Source organism: Phenylobacterium sp., from assembly GCF_030645195.1.
Lineage (GTDB): Bacteria > Pseudomonadota > Alphaproteobacteria > Caulobacterales > Caulobacteraceae > Phenylobacterium.
The window spans coordinates 44,339-67,019 of sequence record NZ_JAUSLW010000111.1 but is presented as its reverse complement, the minus strand read 5'-3'; the positions used below and the strand labels follow the sequence as shown (position 1 = coordinate 67,019).

At 68.2% G+C, this 22,681-nt stretch carries 22 protein-coding genes; 10 read left to right on the top strand and 12 right to left on the bottom strand.

All coding sequences use genetic code 11. From position 1 onward, the window contains the following. Nucleotides 1–200: 200 nt before the first annotated feature. On the bottom strand, nt 201–731 hold the full coding sequence (locus tag Q7T09_RS10095; RefSeq protein ID WP_304699480.1) for a gamma carbonic anhydrase family protein: 531 nt from the start codon (nt 729–731) through the stop codon (nt 201–203). Between the two features lie 314 nt (nt 732–1,045). Between Q7T09_RS10095 and Q7T09_RS10090 the strand changes: the two genes are divergently transcribed. Continuing rightward, a complete protein-coding gene (locus tag Q7T09_RS10090; protein ID WP_304699479.1) occupies nt 1,046–1,810 on the top strand; it encodes a PhoH family protein in 765 nt (254 codons plus the stop codon). Nucleotides 1,811–1,963: 153 nt separating this feature from the next. On the opposite strand, the gene Q7T09_RS10085 is transcribed toward Q7T09_RS10090, so the two are convergent. From Q7T09_RS10085 to Q7T09_RS10070, 4 genes are all read right to left on the bottom strand, one after another. Then, complete coding sequence (locus Q7T09_RS10085; RefSeq protein WP_304699478.1) at nt 1,964–3,055, bottom strand: patatin-like phospholipase family protein; 1,092 nt, start codon at nt 3,053–3,055, stop codon at nt 1,964–1,966. A gap of 521 nt (nt 3,056–3,576) precedes the next feature. Beyond that, nucleotides 3,577–3,789, bottom strand: a complete 213-nt coding sequence (locus Q7T09_RS10080; protein ID WP_370689228.1) for a DUF3126 family protein — start codon at nt 3,787–3,789, stop codon at nt 3,577–3,579. Between the two features lie 57 nt (nt 3,790–3,846). Continuing rightward, nucleotides 3,847–4,677, bottom strand: a complete 831-nt coding sequence (gene cysE, locus Q7T09_RS10075) for a serine O-acetyltransferase (RefSeq protein ID WP_304699477.1) — start codon at nt 4,675–4,677, stop codon at nt 3,847–3,849. A 29-nt stretch (nt 4,678–4,706) separates the two neighbouring features. Continuing rightward, entirely contained in the window at nt 4,707–5,321 is a 615-nt protein-coding gene (locus Q7T09_RS10070) for an NUDIX hydrolase (protein WP_304699476.1), read from the bottom strand. 77 nt (nt 5,322–5,398) lie between these two features. On the opposite strand from Q7T09_RS10070, the gene Q7T09_RS10065 reads away from it, so the two are divergent. Beyond that, the gene (locus Q7T09_RS10065) at nt 5,399–6,010 is read left to right on the top strand and encodes a nitroreductase (protein ID WP_304699475.1); all 612 of its coding nucleotides are present in this window, start codon (nt 5,399–5,401) and stop codon (nt 6,008–6,010) included. A gap of 274 nt (nt 6,011–6,284) precedes the next feature. On the opposite strand, the gene queF is transcribed toward Q7T09_RS10065, so the two are convergent. Next, a complete protein-coding gene (queF, locus tag Q7T09_RS10060) occupies nt 6,285–6,740 on the bottom strand; it encodes a preQ(1) synthase (RefSeq protein ID WP_304699474.1) in 456 nt (151 codons plus the stop codon). Nucleotides 6,741–6,835: 95 nt separating this feature from the next. On the opposite strand from queF, the gene Q7T09_RS10055 reads away from it, so the two are divergent. From Q7T09_RS10055 to Q7T09_RS10035, 5 genes are all read left to right on the top strand, one after another. After that, a complete protein-coding gene (locus Q7T09_RS10055) occupies nt 6,836–7,639 on the top strand; it encodes an SDR family NAD(P)-dependent oxidoreductase (RefSeq protein ID WP_304699473.1) in 804 nt (267 codons plus the stop codon). 209 nt (nt 7,640–7,848) lie between these two features. Further along, nucleotides 7,849–8,541, top strand: coding sequence for a TorF family putative porin (locus Q7T09_RS10050; RefSeq protein ID WP_304699472.1), 693 nt, complete (start codon nt 7,849–7,851; stop codon nt 8,539–8,541). A gap of 221 nt (nt 8,542–8,762) precedes the next feature. Further along, nucleotides 8,763–10,703: a nucleoside-diphosphate sugar epimerase/dehydratase gene (locus Q7T09_RS10045; protein WP_304699471.1), complete on the top strand. Its 1,941-nt coding sequence runs from the start codon at nt 8,763–8,765 to the stop codon at nt 10,701–10,703. Nucleotides 10,704–10,770: 67 nt separating this feature from the next. After that, nucleotides 10,771–11,793 (top strand): NAD-dependent epimerase, encoded by a 1,023-nt coding sequence (locus tag Q7T09_RS10040; RefSeq protein ID WP_304699470.1) that lies wholly within the window; start codon nt 10,771–10,773, stop codon nt 11,791–11,793. Nucleotides 11,794–11,901: 108 nt separating this feature from the next. Then, entirely contained in the window at nt 11,902–12,165 is a 264-nt protein-coding gene (locus tag Q7T09_RS10035) for a hypothetical protein (RefSeq protein WP_304699469.1), read from the top strand. A 58-nt stretch (nt 12,166–12,223) separates the two neighbouring features. Here Q7T09_RS10035 and Q7T09_RS10030 read toward each other — a convergent pair whose 3' ends face one another. After that, on the bottom strand, nt 12,224–14,743 hold the full coding sequence (locus tag Q7T09_RS10030; RefSeq protein ID WP_304699468.1) for an ABC transporter permease: 2,520 nt from the start codon (nt 14,741–14,743) through the stop codon (nt 12,224–12,226). After that, complete coding sequence (locus Q7T09_RS10025; protein ID WP_370689227.1) at nt 14,740–15,432, bottom strand: ABC transporter ATP-binding protein; 693 nt, start codon at nt 15,430–15,432, stop codon at nt 14,740–14,742. The genes Q7T09_RS10030 and Q7T09_RS10025 overlap by 4 nt, the downstream gene beginning before the upstream one ends. 74 nt (nt 15,433–15,506) lie before the next feature. On the opposite strand from Q7T09_RS10025, the gene Q7T09_RS10020 reads away from it, so the two are divergent. Continuing rightward, the gene (locus Q7T09_RS10020; RefSeq protein ID WP_304699467.1) at nt 15,507–16,121 is read left to right on the top strand and encodes an arylesterase; all 615 of its coding nucleotides are present in this window, start codon (nt 15,507–15,509) and stop codon (nt 16,119–16,121) included. Nucleotides 16,122–16,231: 110 nt separating this feature from the next. Here the strand turns inward: Q7T09_RS10020 and Q7T09_RS10015 are convergent, their stop codons facing one another. The 3 genes from Q7T09_RS10015 to Q7T09_RS10005 all read right to left on the bottom strand — a co-directional run bounded on the left by Q7T09_RS10015 (nt 16,232) and on the right by Q7T09_RS10005 (nt 18,892). Next, nucleotides 16,232–17,521 (bottom strand): nucleotide sugar dehydrogenase, encoded by a 1,290-nt coding sequence (locus tag Q7T09_RS10015; RefSeq protein WP_304699466.1) that lies wholly within the window; start codon nt 17,519–17,521, stop codon nt 16,232–16,234. 75 nt (nt 17,522–17,596) lie between these two features. Further along, entirely contained in the window at nt 17,597–18,241 is a 645-nt protein-coding gene (locus Q7T09_RS10010) for an FABP family protein (protein WP_304699465.1), read from the bottom strand. A gap of 69 nt (nt 18,242–18,310) precedes the next feature. After that, nucleotides 18,311–18,892, bottom strand: coding sequence for a response regulator transcription factor (locus Q7T09_RS10005; RefSeq protein WP_304699464.1), 582 nt, complete (start codon nt 18,890–18,892; stop codon nt 18,311–18,313). A gap of 426 nt (nt 18,893–19,318) precedes the next feature. Between Q7T09_RS10005 and Q7T09_RS10000 the strand changes: the two genes are divergently transcribed. Continuing rightward, nucleotides 19,319–20,905, top strand: a complete 1,587-nt coding sequence (locus Q7T09_RS10000) for a globin-coupled sensor protein (protein ID WP_304699463.1) — start codon at nt 19,319–19,321, stop codon at nt 20,903–20,905. Here Q7T09_RS10000 and Q7T09_RS09995 read toward each other — a convergent pair. Then, entirely contained in the window at nt 20,902–21,024 is a 123-nt protein-coding gene (locus Q7T09_RS09995; RefSeq protein WP_304699462.1) for a hypothetical protein, read from the bottom strand. The genes Q7T09_RS10000 and Q7T09_RS09995 overlap by 4 nt on opposite strands. A gap of 379 nt (nt 21,025–21,403) precedes the next feature. Here Q7T09_RS09995 and Q7T09_RS09985 point away from each other — a divergent pair, with 379 nt between their 5' ends. Beyond that, nucleotides 21,404–22,666 carry a type II toxin-antitoxin system HipA family toxin gene (locus Q7T09_RS09985; RefSeq protein WP_304699460.1) on the top strand — a complete coding sequence of 421 codons (1,263 nt, stop codon included), beginning with the start codon at nt 21,404–21,406 and terminating at the stop codon, nt 22,664–22,666. Nucleotides 22,667–22,681: the final 15 nt, after the last annotated feature.

The window sequence follows — 22,681 nt, the reverse complement described above, 5'->3', positions numbered from 1 at the left end:
GTCTCGATCACGAACGGTGCGAAGAACCCCCACTCATCATCCGACATCAAGCCACGAACCAAAACCGCTCTCCTCAAAGAGCAGCCTTGAATCAGCGATCAGATGATTTGGGAATCTACTTCGTCAACAGGACCTAGGCCTTAGCCAGAGTCCGACGAAACGCCCTCGGCCTCACGGCCGGGGGCGTTTTGCGTTTCGGCTTAACCTGCCGCCCTCAGCTCTCTCTTGTACCGCTTCCAGTTGGCCACGTAGTGCATGGCGCCCCCGGCCAGCATCCGGGCCTGACCTTCGGAAACCTCCCGCACCACCTTGCCCGGCGCCCCCATGACCAGGGAGTTGTCGGGAATCTCCTTGCCCTCGGTGATCAGGACATTGGCGCCGATCAGGCAGTTCTTCCCGATCCGGGCCCCGTTCAGGATGATCGAGCCGATCCCCACCAGGGAATTGTCGCCGATGGTGCAGCCGTGCAGCATGACCATGTGGCCCACGGTGACATTGGCCCCGATGGTCAGCGGCGAACCGGTGTCTGTGTGCAGGACCGAGCCGTCCTGCACGTTCGAGTTCTCCCCAATGATGATGGGATCGTTGTCGCCACGAATTGTCGCACCGAACCAGACCGAGGCGTTTTTCTTGAGAATCACCCGGCCCATGACCGCCGCGTTCGGCGCTATCCAGTATTCGTCCGCATCCGGAAGCTCCGGACCCACGTCGCCCAAGTTATAGACACTCATTGTCGCACCCCGTTTATTGACGCGGATCGTTTGCTTAATCCGCGATTAACCCCGTTAGGATCATCTTAGTCGGGCGATTCGAGAGGGCGATAGCCTTCCCGAACCGGCCATGGCCGGTTTTCGGTCCTGGCGTCCCGCATGACGGAGACGAGGGTGTCGCGTTTGTGGCTTCGGCGGGTTTCACCGCCAGCATGGCGAAGCGCAAGCGGTCCGCCGGGCGGCGCACGACGCGCCTCTGTCTCAACAATCCAGTCGACCTCGAAGGGCGATCCACTGCGGATACGCCCTTTTTTCATGCCCTTACGGAGGCTTTGATGACCAAGCGAGCCCTGAAGCGACAAGTGCGCGAAGGCGCCTTCGACGCCGGCCAATTCCAGGATGACGGGAAGATTCGCCGTCTGCCGTTGGAACGGGCTTGGTCGCCCTTGGCCCATCACAATGATGATCGCGAGCAGGGGTATCTCAAGACCATCAAATCCAAATCCCCGGGCCAGGACGAGCTGATCGCGGCCATCGACGCCAAGAACCTGGTCATGGCGCTCGGCCCGGCCGGCACCGGCAAGACCTATCTGGCCATCGCCAAGGCGGTGGAGGCCCTGGAGGCCGGCAAGGTGGGGCGCATCGTTCTCTCCCGTCCCGCCGTCGAGGCCGGCGAATCCCTCGGCTTCCTGCCCGGCGAGATGGAGGACAAGCTCGCCCCCTATCTTCGCCCCCTCTACGACGCCCTGTCCGACCGTCTCTCCATGAAGCGGGTCCGGGCCCTGATGACCGAGGGCGCCATCGAGATCGCCCCGGTTGGCTTCATGCGTGGCCGCACCTTGAACAACGCCTTCGTGGTGATCGACGAGGCGCAGAACTGCACCTACGGCCAGCTCAAGATGCTGCTGACCCGCCTGGGCTGGCACTCCACCATGGTGGTCACCGGCGATCCCAACCAGTCCGACCTGCTGCCCGAGCTTTCGGGCCTGGGCCCGGTGGCTGAGAAGCTTGAGGCGGTCGCCAACATCGCCGTGGTCCGGCTGAAGGACCGCGACATCGTCCGCCACCCGCTGGTGGCCGAGATGCTGGGGGTTCTCTAGACCCTGACCGTTTCAGATGGACTCATCTGAAACGGCAAGAAGGGTCTAAATTCAAAATATTAGAGCACGTCGGGCGGCGGAACCGGCATCCACTTCCGCCTGACGTGCTCTAACGCGTGAAGGCCGGCCTCGGGGGCTCCGAGGCCGGCCGACTCACCGGATCTTCGTCCACAGCCGTTCGTTGCGGGCCAGTTCCGCGCCGTGCTCGAACATGTTGTTCAACAGGCCGTGGTCGAACCGCAGCATGTTGATTCCGCCGAAATCGGCGGGGATCGAGGCGGTGCGCAGGGCGAAGCCGTTGATCTCGCAATAGGCCTCCACCGAGCGCAGGGCGTTTCGATAGGTGGACCGCAGCATCAGCTCGAAGCTGCGGATCAGGATCGGCACCACCCCCATGGGGGTCGCCGCCGAGACCGGCTCCAGGGTGGTGTTGACCAGGGCGTAGACCTCCACCTCCCGCACCGCCCATTGCTGGGCGCGGCGGACGATCAGCGGCTCGGGCGCCACGAACAGCGGGGTGATGGTGCCCCCGTCCACATGCATCTCGGCGAAGACCGCGTCCTCGGTGGCCACCGAGATCATCTTGGGCGGAAACAGGCCTGGCATGCTGGCCGAGGCGATCAGCACGTCCTTGAACAGCATCAGGGCCTCCGGCCCGCCCTGGCTGGCGATGGCCCCCATGTCCCAGATCGACAGCCTCTGGGTGTCCAGGTTGGCGGTGGCGACGAACAGGCGACGGCCCTCGGCATGGGCGACGGCGACGGCCGCCAGCAGCTCGGCGTCGATGTAGCGCCGCACCAGGCCCGACAGCGGGTCGCTGGCGTACAGGCCGGCGCCCGGCCGCAGGGTGGTCCAGTCGAGGATCACTGAGGTCTGGTCGCCCAGATAGGCGCCGGCGAGCTGCTCGTCCCAGTCGGAACCGAGGAAGGCGAAGGGGGCGATCAGGGCCCCGGTGCTGACCCCGGTCACGATGTCGAACTTCGGTCGGGCTCCGGACTGGGTGAGGCCCAGCATGGCCCCGGCCCCGAAGGCGCCGCCCGCCCCACCGCCCGACAGGGCCAGGACTCGCAGGCAGTCGGGCGTGGAGGTCGGGGCGCGGGTCGGCAGTTCGCCATAGAAACGCGCCAAGCCCTGCTCGTCCTCGTCGCCGATGAAGCGGACCTGGGAGAATCCGTGCGGCTCGGCGCGCACCCCGCCGGGCGGCGGCCCGACCCGCCCCAGACGCCTGGGCCAACTTGGCTTCATGATCCCTCCGCCACCGACAGGATCACCTTAGCAACAATCGTGGCCAGCGTCGCGGGCGCACGGCCCGGGGCGGGCCGGCGAGAGGCGGCGACCGGGCCTCCCGGTCAGGACAGGAGGGAGGCCCGGTCTGAGTCACCTCACTTCGCCGCCCGCCCCCCCGGGCGCGGCGTCGAAGGCCTGGGTTTGACGCGGGGGGCGTCGCACCGCATGCGCCCGTTCAGGCGCGGGCGCGTCTCTGAGCTAGCAAGGGCCGCACAGGCCCAACATGACGAGGATCAAGGTTGTCGGCAGGGGCGTCGGGCCTACCGACGGGGCGGGGTCACCGACGCGCGGCGGGCCGGCGATCGCCGACACGCTGCAGGGCGCGACCGCCTGAAGCGAAGACCGGTTCAGGCGGACGGACGCCTGCTAGAGCACGTCAGGCGGAAGTGGATGCCGGTTCCGCCGCCCGACGTGCTCTAATGTTTTGAAAATGGACCCTTCTTGCCGTTTCAGATGAGCCCATCTGAAACGGTCAGGGTCTAGGGCAGGTCCTCGGCCAGGATCGCCATCTCGAACATGAAGGAGCCGTCGCCGTCCTCGTCCTCGAAGACCACGCCGATGAACTCGTCGTTGATATAGACCTCGGCCGAGTCCTTCTGCTTGGGACGGGGAACCAGGCTGATCCGCGCATTGGCGAAGGTGCCGCGCAGGTGGCCCTCCAACTTGCGCATCATTCTCTCGTCCACGGCCATCTCCTCGGCGATTCAACAGCCGCGGAACCTAGCGGCTCGCGGCGATCTTAGGAACCGTCAGATGACGTAGTCGTACACAGCTTCGGCCAGGGTGTGGTCCATGCTGCGCGCCGGCTCGTCGCAGGTCGGGCAATTGACCAGGCGGGCGGGCACGCCTGCGGCCGTGCAGTGGGCCGGCACCGGTTTGAGCACCACCGAACCCGAGGCGATCTTGGCGTAGTCGCCGATCTTGATATTGCCCAGCACCTTGGCGCCGGCGCCCAGCAGGACGCCCTTGCCGATCTTGGGGTGGCGGTCGCCGCGCTCTGCGCCCGTGCCGCCCAGGGTGACCCCCTGAAGCAAGGAGACGTCGTCGCCGATCACCGCGGTCTCACCGATGACGATACCGGTGCCGTGGTCGATGAACACCCCCGAGCCGATCTTGGTGGCCGGATGGATGTCCACCTGGAAAACCTCCGACATGCGGCTCTGCAGGTAGAGCGCGATGGTCTCGCGGCCCTGACCCCAGAGCCAGTTGGCGACCCGCTGGGTCTGCAGGGCCTGGAAGCCCTTGAAGAACAGGAACGGCTGGACATAGCCCTTGCAGGCCGGGTCGCGCTCGAAGACCGCCTTTAGGTCGGCCTCGGCGATGTCCACCAGATTGGGATTGTCGTTGTAGGCGGCGTCGGCCAGCTCGCGCAGGCTCATGGCCCGCAACTCCTGGTCGCCCAGCTTGCGCGCCAACTGGTAGCTCAGGGCGGCGCCCAGGTCGTGGTGGCTCAGCACCACCGCGTTCAGCAGCGAGGCCAGGGTCGGCTCCGACTGAGCGGCCCGCTCGGCTTCGTTGCGCAACGCGGCCCACACCGGCGGCGGCGCCGCCGGGTCGATGACTTCCAGGCGCTGGCTCATCGGCTTCTCCCGTCCCATGACGTACCTTTTTATCCTAGCATGGCCGTCGAAAGATCGCTCGGCAAAGCTCCCTCCCTGGCCATGTGGTAGCCCCTAAGCAGCATCGCAACCGTCAGGGCGTCCTGCATATAACCCGCGACCGCCGCATCCAGCGCTTCCCGAAAAGGTACGCGCGCCCTCAGTATATCTTCAGTGCCGTCGCCCTCCGGCTCGGCCTGGACCTGGCTCAGGCCGGTGGCGAGGTAGCCGAAGGCCTGTTCGTCGGTGACCGAATTGGAAAGCTGCATCCGCAGGATCTCCGTCCAGTGGGCCGCTTCCAGGCCGGTCTCCTCCAGCAGTTCGCGCTTGGCGCTCTCCAGGGGATCGTCGGCCAGTGGCCCGCCGCCCTCAGGGATCTCCCAGCTGTAATCGGCGAAGGGCAGCCGGTTCTGGCCCACCAGGGTGACGGTTCCGTCGTCGTGGATCGGCAGGATCGCCATGGCGAAATTCTTGAAGCTGACCACCCCGTAAAGCGCGTCGGCCCCCGTCGGCGCCACGGCGTCGTACTCGGTCACACTGATCCAGGGATTGTCGTAGATCGGCCGCGGCGGCCCCTTGGTCCAGGGACGCCCGTGCGCCACAAGCCAGCTCGGTTTTTGCGACATGTTCTCAACTAGCTTGCGAAACCACCCCCATATAAGAGAACTCCCCTATCGGCTTTCCTAATGAGGCGCGCTCCAAGATGACCCTGTCGCTTCCCGCCGCCCCGCTGTTCGGCCAGCCGGTTCCGCAGCAACCCTGCCCCGAGGTCCTGAGCTTCCTGGCCAACCGCCGGTCGGCCTCTGCCGTAACCCTGGCCGAACCGGCCCCCACCGCCGGCGAACTGGACAGCCTTCTGCGGCTCGCCGCCCGGGTTCCCGACCATGGCAAGCTCGCCCCCTGGCGGTTCATCGTTCTTGAGTCCGCCGCCAAGGCGGTCTTCGCCGACCGGCTGGAGGCCCTGGCCAATTCCCGCGGCGACGCCCGTTCCGCCGCCAAGCTGGCCAAGCTGAAGATCCCGCCGCTTGGGGTGGCGGTGGTCTCGCGGCCGAAGGCGGGAGAGATTCCGGAGTGGGAGCAACTGCTCTCGGCCGGCGCGGTCTGCACCACCCTGCTCTACGCCGCCCAGGCCCTGGGCTACGGCGCCAACTGGATCACCGACTGGTACGCCTATGATGAAGAGGCCAAGGCGATCCTGGGCCTGGAGCCTGGGGAGAAGGTGGCGGGCTTCGTCTTCCTGGGCGTCCCGAAGGAGCCACCGCAGGAGCGGGAACGGCCCGACGTCGCAAGCCTGATCACCACCTGGCGGCCCTGAAACACGACGGCCGGACGGCGAAGGGTCGCCGCCCGGCCTGAAGTGTGACACGCCCGAGGAGAGTTGGGCGACCAATCCTTACCCCATTTTGGCGACGTCGGCTAGTCGACGCTTGATTCGTGCGTCAGCCTGTCCCGCCCGGGGACTCGATGGACTCTTGGATCGAAAGATCGCCCGGAAGACCCGCCCTCCCTTTACTGTGAAGCTTGAACTTTCACCTGCAAACACCTGCCGCGAAATCGCGGCCCAACTTCGCGAAGACCCTGAAGTTTCGTCAGCCGCGACCGCGATAGGGCGCGACACCTTGATCTGGAATCCATAACCCCTCGGGCGGGGCGCCGCTCTGCCAGAAGACATCGATGGGAATGCCGCCGCGCGGGAACCAGTAGCCGCCGATCCGCAGCCAACGGGGCTGGGCGACCTCGACGATCTTGCGACCGATGGCCACCGTGCAGTCCTCGTGGAAGGCGCCGTGATTGCGGAAGGCGCCCAGATAGAGCTTCAGCGACTTGGATTCGATCAGCCACGCGGCCGGCGCGTAGTCGATCACCAGATGGGCGAAATCCGGCTGGGCCGTCACCGGGCACAGGGAGGTGAACTCCGGGACCGTGAACCGGGCCAGGTAGGGGCTGTCGGCCTGGGGGTTAGGAACCCGCTCGAGCACGGCCTCCTCCGGCGAGGCGAAGCCGCGGGCCTCGCGGCCGAGCTGGGTCAGGTGGGTCTCGTCCATGGCGCGCGCTTTACCGCCCGCGGGCGCCCGCCGCAACCGAGACTCCGGCGCGGCGAGGGGTTATCACGGCTCAAACTCAGGGGAAGGGACGCGCGATGAGCGGCAAGGACTTCAACGAATTCGTGGTGGTGGTGACCGGCGCCTCCACCGGCCTGGGTCGCGCCATCGCCGTGGAGACCGCCAGCCGCGGCGCCGCGGCGGTGATCATCAACTACGCCTCCAGCGCCGAGGAGGCCGCCGAGACCGCGCGCCAGGTCGAGGCCCAAGGCGCCAAGGCCGTGGTGGTGCAAGGCGACGTCGCCTCCGACGAGGACTGTCGCCGGATCGTCGCGGCCGCCGAGCCGTTCGGACGGATCGACGCCCTGTTCAACAATGCCGGCGTCACCAAGTTCGCGCCCAATCATGCCGATCTCGAAGCGGTCACCGCCGAGGACTTCCTGCGGCTCTACAGCGTGAATGTGGTGGGCGCCTACCAGATGGTCCGGGCCGCCCGCACCCTGCTGGAGGCCGCGCCGCAACCCGGCGCCGTAGTCAACACCTCGTCCATCGCCGGCGTGGCGGGCATCGGCTCCTCGGTGCCCTATGCCGCCTCCAAGGGCGCCCTGACCACCATGACCCTGTCACTCGCCCGCGCGCTGGCCCCGAAGATCCGGGTCAACGCCATCTGCCCAGGCTTCATCGACACCCCCTGGTTCGGCAAGGGCGTGGGCGCCGAACGCGCGCAACGGATGCGCGAAGGCGCCGCGGCCTCGACCCCGCTCAAGGCCGCCTCCAGCGCCGAGGATATCGCCGGGGCTGCGGTGTTTCTGGCCGCGCCTGCTTCGAAACATATCACCGGCGAGACCCTGCTGGTCGATGCGGGGACTCACCTGAACTATTCGCCCCTGGCGATGCGTTGACGCTTGACCCCCGACACCGCGCCGTGGCGCCTAAGGCACAGCTCGGCGCCTAAACGCTCAGCATCACGTTCTGTTAACGCACATTTTCCGAGCAGAGGGTAGTTGGGAGCGGCCTGTGCGCCGGCCTGCGTTGATCTGAGCGTCACCCCCGTGGCGATCTCCGGTGACGGTTGGGCGGAGCTCGGCTGAAGAAAATGGGGATAAACGAAATGAAGACTCTCAAAATCATGCTTCTCGCCGCCGCGGCCACCGCCGCCATGAGTGGAAGCGCTCTCGCAGCCGACGAAGACATCGCGCTGTCCTTCAACCTCGGCGCGGCCAGCGACTACATGTTCCGCGGCGTCAGCCAGACGGACAACAGCGGCCAGATCTTCGGCGGCGCCGACGCGACCCTGTACGGCATCGGCTACGCCGGCGTGTGGCTGTCGAACGTCGATTTCAACAACGGCACCGACCTGGAATACGACCTCTACGCCGGCGTGAAGCCCGTCGTGGGCGCGGTCAACCTTGACCTGGGCGTCTTCTACTACGGCTACACCAACCAGCCTTCCGGCAGCCACGAAGACTTCGTGGAGTACAAGGCCGCCGCTTCGACCGCGGTCGGCCCGGCCACGATCGGCGCGACGGTCTTCTATTCGCCGGAGTTCTTCGGCAAGACCGGCAAGGCCACCTATTATGAAATCAACGGCGCGGTTCCCGTCGCCGACAAGGTGTCGGTCTCCGGCGCTGTCGGCCACCAGGAAGTCGAAGGCGCCTTCGACTACAACACCTGGAACCTGGGCGTGGGCTACGCGCTGAACGACACCGTCGGCTTCGACCTGCGCTATTGGGACACCGACGAGCACGGCTTCGGCGACATCTACGACGCCAAGGTCGTCATCGGCGTGAAGGCCAGCTTCTAAGCCTTCCAGCTAGATTTGTTTTCGGGAAAGCCGCCCCCACCCGGGGCGGCTTTTCTATTTTGCGCTGGGCCAAGCTCGAGTATCTGCGCCGCGCGCCGGTGAAAACATGCGGTCACTCGCCCAATAGGAGCAAGAACCGCGCTTAGTCGGGAGTTTCATTGGACGGTCGCGCCGACACCTCTATGGTGGCCGGTTAGACGACCTGAGCGGAGTGCGATTCCATGGAGCAGATGGCCAACCGAGCCCAGACCGTCGTCGTCGACACCTTGATCGCCGCGGGAGCCTTCTTCCTCGCCTATCTGCTCTCGGCCACCCGCACCATGGGACTGGACGAGGGTGACCTCTCGGCCCTCAATATCGCCCAGCTGGTGTGCCTCTACGCGGCTCTCGCCGCGGTCTTCTCCACCGTATTCCGCCGCGAGCTTTCGCCCTGGCGCTACGTTTCCATTCCCGACGCCCTGGTCCTGGCCCGGACCGCGGTCTTGACCGCGGGCGTCTTCCTGCTGGCGGTTTTCGTCATTGACCGGGCGAGCGGCCTGCCGCGTTCGGTCCTGGCCATGGCCACCATCTTCCAGATGACCGGCTCGATGGGCGCGCGGATCATGCGCCGCGCCCTGCACGAGCACGCCCTGGACAGCTTCGCCCCGCTGAAGTCCGTCCGCGACCGCGCGCCCCAGGCCCCCTCCCTGCTGCTGATCGGCCCGACGGCGCTCGCCGACACCTATCTGCGCGACGTGGCCCGCCGCCACGACCACGCCTGGACCCCGGTGGGCATCGTGGGTCCCGAGGCCCGCGACGTGGGCCAGCAGGTTCGCGGCGTCTGCATCATCGAGAGCATCGACAACCTCGACGCCGCCCTCGCCGACCTCCGGCGCTGGAACCGCTATCCCCGCGCCATCCTGTTCCTGGACGAACCCGGCCGGCTGAAGGGCCTCACGGCCGATCAACTGGGCCGGCTGAAGAACGACGGCATCCGCCTGCTGCGCTTGCCCTCCATCGTGGAGCTGTCGCAGCATGACGGCATGGCCCTGCTGCCGATGCGCGAGATCAGCGTCGAGGAGCTCTTGGCCCGCGAGCCGATCGAACTGGACCACGAGGCCGTCAAGGCCCTGATCCACGGCCGCCGGGTGTTGATCACCGGGGCCGGCGGCTCCATCGGCGCCGAACTGGTCCGCCAGGTCGCCGCCTATCAGGCCGCCCACGTCACCATGCTGGACTTCTCGGAGACCTCGCTGTTCGAGATCGACCGCGAACTCGGCGAGACCTTCCCCAACCTGTCGCGGCACGCGGCCCTGGTGGATGTGCGAAACGCCAACCGGATCGCCGAGTGCTTCCAACGCCAGAAGCCCGACCTGGTCTTCCACGCCGCGGCCCTGAAACACGTCTCCATGGTCGAGCGTCACCCCTGCGAGGGCGTACTGACCAATGTGGTGGGCACCTGGAACGTCGCCGAGGGCGCGCGCGCCTGCGGAGCCGCCCAGATGGTGCTCATCTCCACCGACAAGGCGGTCGATCCCTCCAACGTCATGGGCGCCACCAAGCGCCTGGCCGAGGCCGTGATCCAGGCCCAGCAGAACGGCCGCGGCACGCGCTTCTCCGCCGTGCGCTTCGGCAACGTCCTGGGCTCGGCCGGCTCGGTCGTGCCGATCTTCAAGTCGCAGATCGACCGCGGCGGGCCCGTCACCGTGACCCACGAGGAGATGGCCCGCTACTTCATGACCATCCCCGAGGCCGCCCAGCTGGTGCTGCACGCTACCGCCACCAGCGCCGAGGGCGCCGAGACCTCGCACGCCCGCCTCTTCCTGCTGGAGATGGGCGAGCCCGTGCGGATCATGGATCTGGCCCGCCAGATGATCGCCCTGTCGGGCCGCTTGCCCGGCAAGGACATCGAGATCGAGATCACCGGCCTGCGTCCCGGCGAGAAGCTCACCGAGGCGTTGTTGGACGAGACCGAGCGCTCCCTGCCCTGCGCGCCCAAGGTCATGGAGGTGGTCTCCTCCTCGGCCCTGCGCATCACCGCCAACCACCTGCTCGATCTCGAGGGCCTCGCCGACAAGGGCGACGTGGACGAGGTGCGGCGCGCCCTCTTCGATCTGGTCGCCCAGATCCGGGGCGAGAAGCCCGGGACAGCCCCGGCCCTCCGGGTCGTGGCCAACGGCTAGGCGGCAGGCTCCGATCGCGCCTTTCGGGCGGTCGGAACAGTCATCATACCTGCGGTAAGAGAGTTTCATGGCGATCGTACTTGTCACCGGATCGGCGGGCTTCATCGGCTCGCACACCGCCCATCGCCTGCTCGATCGCGGGGACGAGGTGGTCGGCCTCGACGACCTCAACGCCTATTATGATCCGACCCTCAAGCAGGCGCGTCTGGCCCGCCTGGAGGCCCGCCAGGGCTATCGCCACGCCAAGATCGACCTGGCCGACCGCGAGGCCGTCGCCAAGCTGTTCCAGGAGGTGAAGCCCGACGGGGTGATCAATCTCGCCGCCCAGGCCGGCGTCCGCTACAGCCTGGAAAACCCCGAGGCCTATGTGGATTCCAACGTCGTCGGCTTCCTCAACATCCTGGAGGGCTGCCGCGCCACCCAGCCCAAGCACCTGGTCTTCGCCTCCACCAGCTCGGTCTACGGCGCCAACGGCAAGCTGCCCTTCTCGGTGCGCGATCCGGTGCACCATCCGATCACCCTCTACGCGGCCACCAAACTCGCCAACGAGTCCATGGCCCATTCCTACGCTCACCTGTTCGGCATCCCCTCGACAGGCTTCCGGTTCTTCACCGTCTATGGTCCGTGGGGCCGGCCGGACATGGCGCTGTTCAAGTTCACCGACGCCATCCTCAAGGGCGAGCCCATCGACGTCTACGGCCAGGGCAAGATGCAGCGGGACTTCACCTATGTGGACGACATCGTCTCGGGCGTGATCGCCGGCCTCGACCGGCCGCCGGGGATCGACCCGACCTGGGACGCCCAGACGCCCAATCCGGCCACCAGCGGCGTCGCCCCCTGGCGCATCCTCAACCTCGGCAACAGCCAGAGGGTGGAGCTGATGCGCTATATCCAGGTGCTGGAGGAGAAGCTCGGCCGCAAGGCGCAGCTCAACCTCATGCCCATGCAGCCCGGCGACGTCAGCCGCACCGAGGCCGACACCGCCGAGACCCAGACCGCCCTCGACTACGCGCCTGCGACCCCCATCGAGACCGGCATCGGACGGTTCGTCGACTGGTACCTGGACTACTACAAGCCCAAGGGCGCCTGAGGTTTTCACCCCTGAGGATTGCATCTCTTCGCCTGACGCGGGCGCGGGGTTGAGGCGCCCCAGGTTGGGGCCTACGACTTGCACCCAGCCCTGGGGGGGTGCTTCAATATGGTACGCGTTGTGTTCTGGTGCGGGGTCGCCTTGGCGGCCATCACCGCTTCGGTCGGTTGGGGTTCCATCGACCGCTCCTTTACCTATTTCCGCGACAACGCCTATGAGCGTGAGGCCGCGTTGCAGCAGTGTCTCTCCGGCGACGCCCACGGCGTCATCTGCCAGAACGCGGCCCGCGCGGCGCGCGCCGTCGCCGCCCGTGAGGGCCTGATGGGCCTCTATTCCCCCGGCGCCACCACCGCCGTCGCCTCGATCCGCTAGACCCTGAGAGCACGTCGGGCGGCGGAACCGGTATCCACTTCTGCCTGACGTGCTCTAGCTACTCGCTCCGCAGGGCGGGAGCCGGGCGGCGCGACAGGGCCTGCAGCGACGCCGCCAGACCACCGAGCGCCGCCAGCAGGGCCGCCCCGCCCACCAGGGCCGCGATCCCGGACCAGTCCACGCTCCAGTGGGCCTGGAAAACCTTGGTGACGATAGGCCAGGCGGCCGCGCAACCCAGCGCCACGCCCGCCGCGCCCGCCACCACCCCCACGGCGCCGTACTCCAGGACATAGACGCTGAGGATCTGGCCCCGCGAGGCGCCAAGAACCTTGAGGATGGCGGCCTCGCGCATGCGCGACTGAGCGCCCGCCGCTATGGCCCCGGCCAGGACCAGCAGGCCGGCCAGGGCGGCGACGGCCGCCGCGCCCCGGATGGCCAGGGCCAGCCGGCCGAACAGTTCGGTGGCCGCCTCCAGTTGCTCGCGCACGGAGATGACGTTGACCTCGGCGAAGTCGGCGCCGAGGGCGCGGGTGGCCGCGATCTCCTGCGCCTTGCTGGCCTTGGCTATGGCCACATGGCGCAGGTTGGCGCCCTCCAGGGCGGCGGGATCCAGCACCAGGGGGAAGCTCGCCCCGAAGCCGCCGAAGTCCACCTTGCGCAGCACGGCCACCGTCGCCTCGATATCACGGCCCAGCACCGACAGGGTGACCCGGTCCCCCAGCTTCAGGCCTCCGGCCTTGGCCACGTCGGCCTCCATGGCCAGCAGGGGCGGCCCCGCATAGTCGGCCGGCCACCACTTTCCCTCGATGAGCCCGGCGTTGGGTGGCTCGGCGCCGATGGCCGAGAGCGAGATATCGTTGTCATAGGCCCAGCGTTCGGAGGCGGCGATCTGGCTGGCCGCCACCGGCCCGCCCTTGATCTGGCTGATGCGTCCGGTGGCGAAGGGCGCGCGGAGGTACATGTCGGGGGTCAAGGCGCGGCCGAAGGCCTCGGCGAGGGCGGCGTCGAAGGCGGCGGTGCGGTCGCCGGGAATCTCGGTGAACACCAGGGCCGGGGCGGTGCGGGGCGCCACCTCGGCCACCTGCCGCAGTAGGCTCGACTGGATCAGGACCACGGCGGCCAGCAGGGCCACGCCCAGGCCGATGGCCGGCGCGGCGGTGCGCGCCGCCGAGCGGGGACCGGCGAGGCTTGCCAGGGCGATACGCAGGGGCCCCCGCGCGCCGATCCGGGCCCGACCCGCCAGCCACGCGCCGCCAAGCCCCAGGGTCCAGAGAATCCCGAACGCCGCCGCCACCCCGGCGATCATGATCCCCGCCGCCAGCGGGGTCGGCGCCGTGGCCACCGCCAGGCCGGCCAGGGCCGCCGCCGCCAGCAGGGCGCCGATGATCTCCACGCCCCAGGCGAACCGGGTCGGCAGATCGTGGCGGAACAGGGTGGCCGGCGAGGTCAGCCGGGCCCGCGCCAAGGGGGCGAGCGCGAAGGCCGCCGCCGAGAGCAAACCGAAGGCCGCGGCCTTCAGCAGCGGTGTCGGATAGACCCCGAACAGGGCGGGTACGGGCAGATCGTCGGCGATCAGGGCGCCGAGGACCAGGGGCGCGGCAGCCCCCACGGCCAGGCCGATGGCGACGCCCATCAAGGCCAGCGCGCCGATCTGGATCAGGTAGAGATTGCGCACCAGCGGCCCTTCGGCGCCCAGGGCCTTCAGCACCGCGATCACCGGCTTGCGTTGTTCGAGGAAGGCCGAGACGGCGCCATGCACCCCAAGCCCGCCGGCCACCAGGGAGGCCAGTCCGATGAAGCCCAGGAAGTATTCGAGCTGCTCGATCAGCCGGCGGATCCCGGGTGCGGCCTCGTCGCGCTCGCGGATGCGCGCCTCGGCGCCCTTCAGCGCCTTGCGAAGGGTCTTGGCGGCCGGGGCGGTGGCCTCGCCGGGCGGCAGGGCGATCCGCGCGGTCTCGCCGAAGGGCAGGCCCGGCGCCAGGAACCCCCCCTGCTCCACCACCTCCATCCGGGTCAGCACCCGCGGGCCCAGGGCGAAGCCCCGCGACAGGCGGTCGGGCTCCTGCAACAGAACGGCGCGGGCCACCATGGGGGTGTTCCCCACCAGCAGCCGGTCCCCGAGCTTCAAGCCCAGGCGGTCCAGCAGGGCCTGTTCCACCGCCGCGCCGGGCACCCCGTCCACGGGCGCCAGGGCCTGGGCCAGCGACGTCGCTCCCTGGAGCTCGACCTTGCCGGCCAGGGGATAGGCGCCGCCCACCCCGCGCAGCTCCACCAGCCGCCGCTCGCCGGAGGGCGCCTCGGCCATGGCTCGGGCGCTGACCGCCCAGGACACCTGGCCCATCTTGGAGATCGCGGCGCGCTCTGCGGGGCTGAACCGCCGCTGCTCAAGGGTCGCGGCCAGGTCGCCGCCGAGGATCTCGCGCGCCTGGCTGGCCAGGCCCTGGCGGAAAGCCTCGGCGGTCGAACCGGCGGCGGCGATGGCGGCCACCCCCAGCGCCAGGCAGGCCAGGAAGATGCGGAACCCCCGCACCCCGCCGCGCAGCTCGCGGAGGGCGAAGCGCCAGGACAGAGGCGTCATGCGGCGAGGACCGTGCGTCCGTCGCTCAGCCGAACCTGCCGGTCGGCGCGCCGGGCCAGGGCCTCGTCATGGGTGACCAGGACCAGTGCGGCGCCGGTCTCGGCCACCAGGTCGAACATCAGGCCGGCCACCAGGGCGGCGTTGGCGGCGTCGAGATTTCCGGTGGGCTCGTCGGCGAACAGCAGGGCCGGCCGCGGCGCTAGCGCCCGGGCCAGGGCGATCCGCTGCTGCTCCCCCCCGGAGAGCTGGTGTGGATAGTGCCGCCCCCGGGCCGAGAGCCCCACCCGGTCGAGCCAGGCGCGGGCCAGGTCGGCTGCGTCGCGGCGGCCGGCGATCTCCAGGGGCGCGGCGATGTTCTCCGCCGCGGTCATGTTGGGCAGCAGGTGGAAGGACTGGAAGACCAGGGAGACCCGACCTCGCCGCAGGCGGGCGCGGCCATCCTCGTCAAGCCGGGCGAGGTCCTGGCCAAACAGGCGCACCGTCCCCGCCGTGGGCAACTCCAGTCCGGCCGCCACCGAGATCAGGGAGGACTTGCCCGAGCCCGAGGGCCCGGTCACCGCCACCCGCTCGCCCGGCGCCACGCGGAAGTCCAAGTCCCGCAGGATATCGACGGTCCCCGCCGCGGAGGGCAGGCTGAGGGAGACCCCGTCGAGGGCCACCGGGCAAGCATCGTCCGTCGTCTGGGCCAAGCGCCCTCCAAGTCCATTGAGCCGCCGTCTTGAGCCCTTAAATAGGACAGACTCATGGCCGAAACACCCACCCCATGCTGACCCGACGAAACCTGATCGCCGCCGCCGCCCTCTCCGTCCCGCTGCCGTCCCTGGCCGCGGCCCGGCCCGTGGTGAGCATCCTGGGGGATTCGATCACCGCCGGGTTCGGCCTGCCCGCCTCGGCCGCCTTCCCCGCCCGCCTCCAGGCGGAGCTGGGCAGGCTGGGCAAGACCGCCACGATCCGGCCAGCCGGGGTCTCCGGCGACACCACGGCCGGTGGCCTGGCGCGGGTGGACTTCAGCGTCCAGCGCGACACCCGCCTCTGCATCGTGGCCTTGGGCGGCAACGACCTGCTGCGCGGGCTGAAGCCCTCGGCGACCCGGGCCAATCTGGAGGCCATCGTCCGGCGGCTGAAGGCCAGGAAGATCAAGGTGCTGCTGGCGGGTCTCACCGCGCCACCCGCCATCGGCGGGGGCTATGCGCGGGAGTTCAACGCGGTCTTCCCGGCCGTGGCCAAGGCCCAGGGCGTGGCCTTCTACCCGAACCTCCTGGCCGGGGTGGCGGGCCTCACCAAGCTCAACCAGCGCGACGGCATCCACCCCAACGCCCAGGGCGCGGCCCTGATCGCCCAGCGGCTGGCGCCGGTGGTGGCGCGGGCGCTGACCTAGAGCCCTTTCCGATCTGATCGCTTCAATCAGATCGGATAAAAAGGACTCTAATTCAAAAAGTTAGAGCATTTCTCGATCCGATAACCGTTTCACACTTATCGGAAAATGCTCTAGAGGCGCAGGTCGGCCTCGCCCTTGGGGAAGACCGACTTGACGTCGTAGAGCACCGCGCCGGGCTTGCCGAGGGCGCGGATCGCCGGCAGACCCATCTCCAGGAAGGCCGAATGGGCCACGGCCACGACGATGGCGTCATAGGCGCCCGGCGCCAGGTCGGCGACGGGGCAGACCCCATATTCGTGCTGGGCCTCGTCGGGATTCACCCAGGGATCGTGGACGTCGACGGCGATCCCGTAGTCGGCGAGCTCGCGGACGATGTCGATGACGCGGGTGTTGCGCAGGTCGGGGCAGTTCTCCTTGAAGGTCAGGCCCATCACCAGCACCCGGGCGCCACGCACCTTGGCGTCGCGATGGATCAGGGTCTTGATCAGGCTCTGGGCGATATAGGCGCCCATGCCGTCATTGATCCGGCGGCCGGCCAGGATCACCTGGGGATCATAGCCGGCGTCCTGGGCCTTGTGGGTCAGGTAGTAGGGATCGACCCCGATGCAGTGGCCGCCCACCAGGCCCGGCTGGAACTTCAGGAAGTTCCACTTGGTCCCGGCGGCGGCGAGCACCTCCTGAGTGTCCACGCCCAGGCGGTTGAAGATCAAAGCAAATTCGTTGATCAGCGCGATGTTCAGGTCCCGCTGGGTGTTCTCGATCACCTTGGCGGCCTCGGCCACCCGGATGGAGCTGGCCAGGTGGGTGCCCGCCGTCACCACCGCGCCGTAGAGGGCGTCGACGAAGGCCGCGGCCTGGGGCGTCGAACCGGAGGTCACCTTGATGATCGAGGACAGCCGATGGGCCCGGTCGCCGGGATTGGCGCGCTCGGGGCTGTAGCCGGCGAAGAAGTCGGTGTTGAAGACCAGGCCCGAGACCTGTTCCACCACCGGCACGCAGTCCTCCTCGGTGGCGCCCGGATAGACGGTGGATTCGTAGATCACCACCCCGCCCTTGGAGATCGCCCGGCCGACGGTGCGGCTGGCGGCCAGCAGCGCGGAAAGGTCAGGCCGCTTGTGGCGGTCGATGGGGGTCGGCACCGTGACGATGAAGACGTTGCAGGCCGCAAGATCGGCCTCGTCCAGGGAAAAGGACAGGTCGGCGGCGGCCTCCAGCTCGGCGGCGTCCACCTCCAGGGTGCGGTCGTGGCCGGCCTTCAGCTCGGCGATCCGCTCGGCCCCAATGTCGAAGCCGACGACGGGATAACGCTCCGCCAGGGCGACCGCGAGGGGCAGGCCGACATAGCCCAGTCCGATGACGGCGATGTTCACCGGGGACCGGGTGAAGGGACTCTCAAGCATTCTCGTCTCGACGCCATCGGCGCTTCGTCCGCCGCGCGCCCTGACTAGCATGGATCGCCGCCCTGACAGCCCCCGTCAGTTGGCGGCGGCCGCCTGGGCCAGCGGGTTCGGAGTCGGCGGAGCCACCCGGGTCAGGGTGTTGCGGTCAGTGTGGTGGAAGGGGTCGGGCCGGCCGCGGACCTGCAGGATGGTGTCCTCGAAATAGGACCAGGTTCCGTCGGGGTTGACCGTCACCACCATCCGGAAGGCGTCGGTGCGGAAGGCGTGCTCCAGGAAGCCTTGGGAGCAGATGCCGTACTCTGTCGAGCCCCGCGTCGCGTTGACTTCAAATTGCGTGGCGTCAGGCTCGGCCTTACCGCCGGCCAGCACGATCTGGCCGCGGGGAATGGTCAGGGAGTGGACGATCATCCCGCTGGCCGGCTCCCAGAGCCAGTAGCCCACCTGGTCGTGATAGGTCTCGACCTCGCCCGGCTTCACGATGTGGGCGTGATAGCGCAGGCCGTAGAGCAACTGGGGGCCATTGGACTGCGGGTCGATGGGCTGCAGGTCGATATGCTCGACATAGTCCTGGCGGCGCGGCGCGTCGGCATCGGGATTGATATCGAACCCCTTCACCCCCACCCAGACCCCGGCCAGGGCGCGCAGGGGACCGAGATTGGCCAGGGTGTCGACATCGATGTCCTCCTGCTCGGAGAAGATGTCCTCAGGGAAATCGGTCATGGTCGTTCCACGCGTTGCTGTGCGTCCGGCTTACCAGGCTTGGCCGTGGGCGCGTCAAGGGGCGGCGGCTCAACCGATAGCAGGCGCCAGGAAGCGGCCCGCGATGAGGGCGGCCTCGGTCCGGTTGCGGGCGCCGGTGAGCTGCAGGATCGAGTGGATGTGCAGCTTGACGGTCCCCGGCGTGATGCCCAGGGCCTCGCCGATCTCGCGGTTGGTCTTGCCCACCGCCATCTGCTTGAGGACCTCCAGCTGGCGCGCCGAGAGGCCGGCGGCGGACCGGGGAACCCGCAGGCCGATCTGGTCGGGCAGGATGTCGCGCGGGAAGTAGGCGCCGCCGACGATGACCGCCTGAAGGGCCGACTTGAACTGCGGCAGGTCGAAGTCCTTGGAGGCGTAGCCGCTCGCCCCGGCGTCCTTGGCCAGCCGCGCGAAGGTCGGATTGACCCGGTCATCCACCACGATCGCGGCGGCGGGCGCGGCCAACGAGAGAAGCCGCCTCAGGGCGCCGAACTCATAGTTGATGCTGAACAGGTCGACGAGGAGGAGCTCGGGCTTGAGGGCCTCGGCCTGGTCCAGGGCGTCCTCGATGGAGGCGGCGTAACGCACCGATCCGACGCCCCCGACCTCCGCCAAGAGCTGGACTATGGCCATCCGGCAGATCGGCTTCTCCTCGACGAGCAGGAGCGCCTTGTCAGGGTTCCGCGCCGTCGAGCCCGGCGGTGGGCGCACTGCCGCGGGATTCATATCCGTCAAAGTGAGGCAGCCGACATTGGGCACTCGAAATCACAAAGACCACATGCATGCAATGGTTAATGGCCGATTCGTCGCACGGGAAGCCCATCACGTCTCTATATCCTCAGATATATACAAGATGATTCGCGACGTCATAACGGAAGAGCTTCGCCTAAGGCGAGAGATGAGAACTCAACGCCAATCCATACCGACGTTATATCTTGTGATATATAAATCTATGTTTGTGCATATCAATTCTAACCAATAGGTTGAGTGAAAAGTCTGTATTTTTGTTCTGTTAATATTAATCGCGCGGCATGGGCAGATCAACCTGAGGAAGCCGTCATGTCTCAAAGTGACTCCCTGGCCGACCGTTTGAACTTCATGCAACTGGACGCCGACGCCCAGGCGAACCTCCGCCGGACCAAGCCGGTGATCATGGGGGAGCTGCCAAGCGCCCTCGACGCATTCTACGCTCAGATTCAATCCTACCCCGAGACCCGGAAGTTCTTCACCAGCCAGGGTCACGTCGCCAGCGCCAAGAGCCGCCAGGTCGGCCACTGGGAGACGATCTCCAGCGGCCAGTTCGACCAGACCTATGTGCGCGCCGTCACCACGGTGGGGGAGACCCACGCCCGCATCGGCCTGGAGCCCCGCTGGTACATCGGCGGCTACGCCCTGGTGTTGAGCTCCCTGATCGGGGCGGTCCTCAAGGCCCGCTGGCCGAAGGGCGGATTCGGCGCCAAGGGGCCCAAGGTCTCGGAGGTCGCCGCGGAGCTTGGCGCCCTGGCCAAGGCCACCCTGCTGGACATGGACTATGCGATCTCGGTCTATCTGGAGGCCGCCGAAGTCGCACGCCTGACGGCCCAGGCCGAGACCCTGGCCCAGGAGCGCGCCGTGGTGGTGGGCTCGGTCGGCGCGGGCATGGCCGCCCTGGCCGCGGGCGACCTCACCTACCGCATGCCAGAGGACCTGCCGGAGGAGTACCTGCAGCTCTGCCGCGACTTCAACGCCGCCGTCGCCCAGATGGAGGACACCATGGCCGCGGTGGCCCGCACGACCTCGGCCATCGGCGCCAGTTCCGACGAGCTGGCGCACGCCTCCGACGACCTGTCGCGCCGGACCGAGCAGCAGGCCGCGGGCCTGGAGCAGACCGCCGCAGCCCTCGACGAGATCACCGCCACGGTGTCCAACACCGCCGACGGCGCACGCCAGGCCAGCAGCGCCGTCGCCGAGGCCAAGGGCCAGGCCGAGCGCTCCGGCGAGGTGGTCGCCCTGGCGGTCGGCGCCATGGGGCAGATCGAGGACTCCTCGCGCCAGATCAGCCAGATCATCGGGGTGATCGACGAGATCGCCTTCCAGACCAACCTCCTGGCCCTCAACGCCGGCGTCGAGGCCGCCCGGGCCGGGGACGCCGGCCGCGGCTTCGCCGTGGTGGCGTCGGAGGTCCGCGCGCTCGCCCAGCGCTCGGCCGAGGCCGCCAAGGAGATCAAGACCCTCATCTCGGCCTCGGGTCAGCAGGTCGACCAGGGGGTGTCCCTGGTGGGCGAGACCGGCCAGGCCCTGCAGGCGATCGCCAGCAAGGTGGCGGAGATCGACGTGGTGATCTCCGGAATCTCGGCCTCGGCCCAGGAGCAGGCCACCGGACTCTCGGAGGTGAACGCCGCGGTCAACCAGATGGATCATGTGGTTCAGCAGAACGCGGCCATGGTGGAGCAGTCCACCGCCGCGACCCACGCCCTCAAGGCGGAGACGGCGGCCCTCACGGACCTGATGACCCGGTTCCGGGTGGGGACGGCGTCACAGGGCGGTCCGGCGACGGTCCGAATCCCCGCGCCGGCGAAACCGCCCGCCTCTCCGGCCCGAGCCCTGACCCAAAGGCTCGCCGCCAGCTACGGCGGCGCGGCCCAGGACGCCTGGGAGGAGTTCTAGAGCCTGGCCTCCAGGCGTTCGCAGGCGGCCTGCAGGCTCTCGATGGCGCCGATCACCTTCTCGCGCGGCGGCTGCGGGGACGGCGATCCGGCGCTGGAGGGCGCAAATCGATCGGCCATATGAGGCCGTTTATCTTGCCATTTCGTCCCTTTGCGTCCACATATGGACAATGTTGCGGACGCCATCTGAACTTCTGCGAGCTCTGGGCGACCAGATCAAGATCCGGCGCCTGGGGATGGGTCTCACCCAACAGCAAGCCGCTCTGCGGGCGGGTGTCGCCTATAGAACCTGGCGGCGCCTGGAACGCGAAGGCGGGGCCTCAATCGAAGACCTCGTGAAGGCCGCAATTGCGCTGAGGTGCGAAGAGGGCCTCGAAGGCCTGTTTCCCCCGCCCGTGGCGTCAAGCCTCGACGACCTCCTCAAGGGGCAGGCCACCGCCTTTGCGTCCGCCTCGCGAGCCCGTGGCGGACGCACGACGACCACGCCGGCGCGTCGGCCATGAAACTTGCGCCCGGCGCCCCGCTCACGGTGGCGCTCGCCTTCGATGAAGCCAAGGCGCCGCGATCCGTCGGCCGCCTGGCAATGGCCTCTGGCGTCGCCCAACTGGAATGGGCCCCGGACCTGATCGCCGCGCGGCTTAACATCGATCCTCTGCTCTATCCGCCCGAACCGGGCCTCCATGCGGCGCGCAGTCGCGAGTTCGATGGGCTTCACGGCTTCCTGGCCGACAGCCTCCCGGAAGGCTGGGGCCATTTGCTGATGCGCCGTCGCTTGGGCAAGCTCGGTGTCCGGATGGAAGATCTCTCAGTCCTTGAGCGGCTGGCCCTGGTGGGGCGCCAAGGGCGTGGCGCCCTCGTCTTCGAGCCCTCGACGGCGCCAGACGGTGATGTTGCAGGTCTCGATCTCGACGAACTGGCTCAGGCTTCGGCGGAGATTCTCAAGGGGGAAGAAGACCAGCTCGCAGACACGCTCGCAGGCCTAGCCGGCGCCTCGGGGGGAGCGCGCCCCAAGGTGCATGTCGGGTTCGATCGCCAGGGCGGGGTGTCAATTTCCCAGGGCGAGGTCGCCACCGAAGATGAGGCGTGGATCGTGAAATTCCCCGCCCCAAACGACCCGCACGATATCGGCCCTATCGAGGAAGCCTATGCCGCCATGGCCCAGGCCGCGGGGCTGACCTTGAGTGAGCATCGCCTGTTGCCAGCGAAGACCGGCCCCGGCTTCTTCGCCACTCGGCGCTTTGATCGGCCAGGGCAAGGCCTGCGACTGCATATGGTCTCGCTCGCTGGCGCCCTGGAGACGCCGCCGTGGCGGCCTTCGACCAGCTACGACACCTTCCTGCGTGCGACTTCGGCGATCACGCGGCATGCGCAGGACGTGACAGCGGCCTTTCGGCGAATGGTCTTCAATGTCGTCGCCTGTAATCGCGACGACCATACCCGGCAGCACAGCTTCATCATGACGCCGCAGGGCGATTGGCGCCTCGCGCCGGCCTATGACCTAACCTATGCCCCGGGGCCCGGCGGCGAGCATTACATGGACATTGAGGGCGAGGGGCGGGATCCGACCCTGGACCATGTCACCCGCCTTGGCGCACGACACGGTCTGGCGCTGCGCGACATCCAATCCATTGTCGGGAACGTCCGAGCCGCGGTCGCAGACTGGCGGCGGTTCGCCGCCGAGGCCGGGGTCACGTCCGCATCGACCCAGATGATCTCCCAGGCCCACGATCAGGTCTGGGGCCGCTTCCTGCCCGGGACGTAGCGAAAGGCGCCGAGA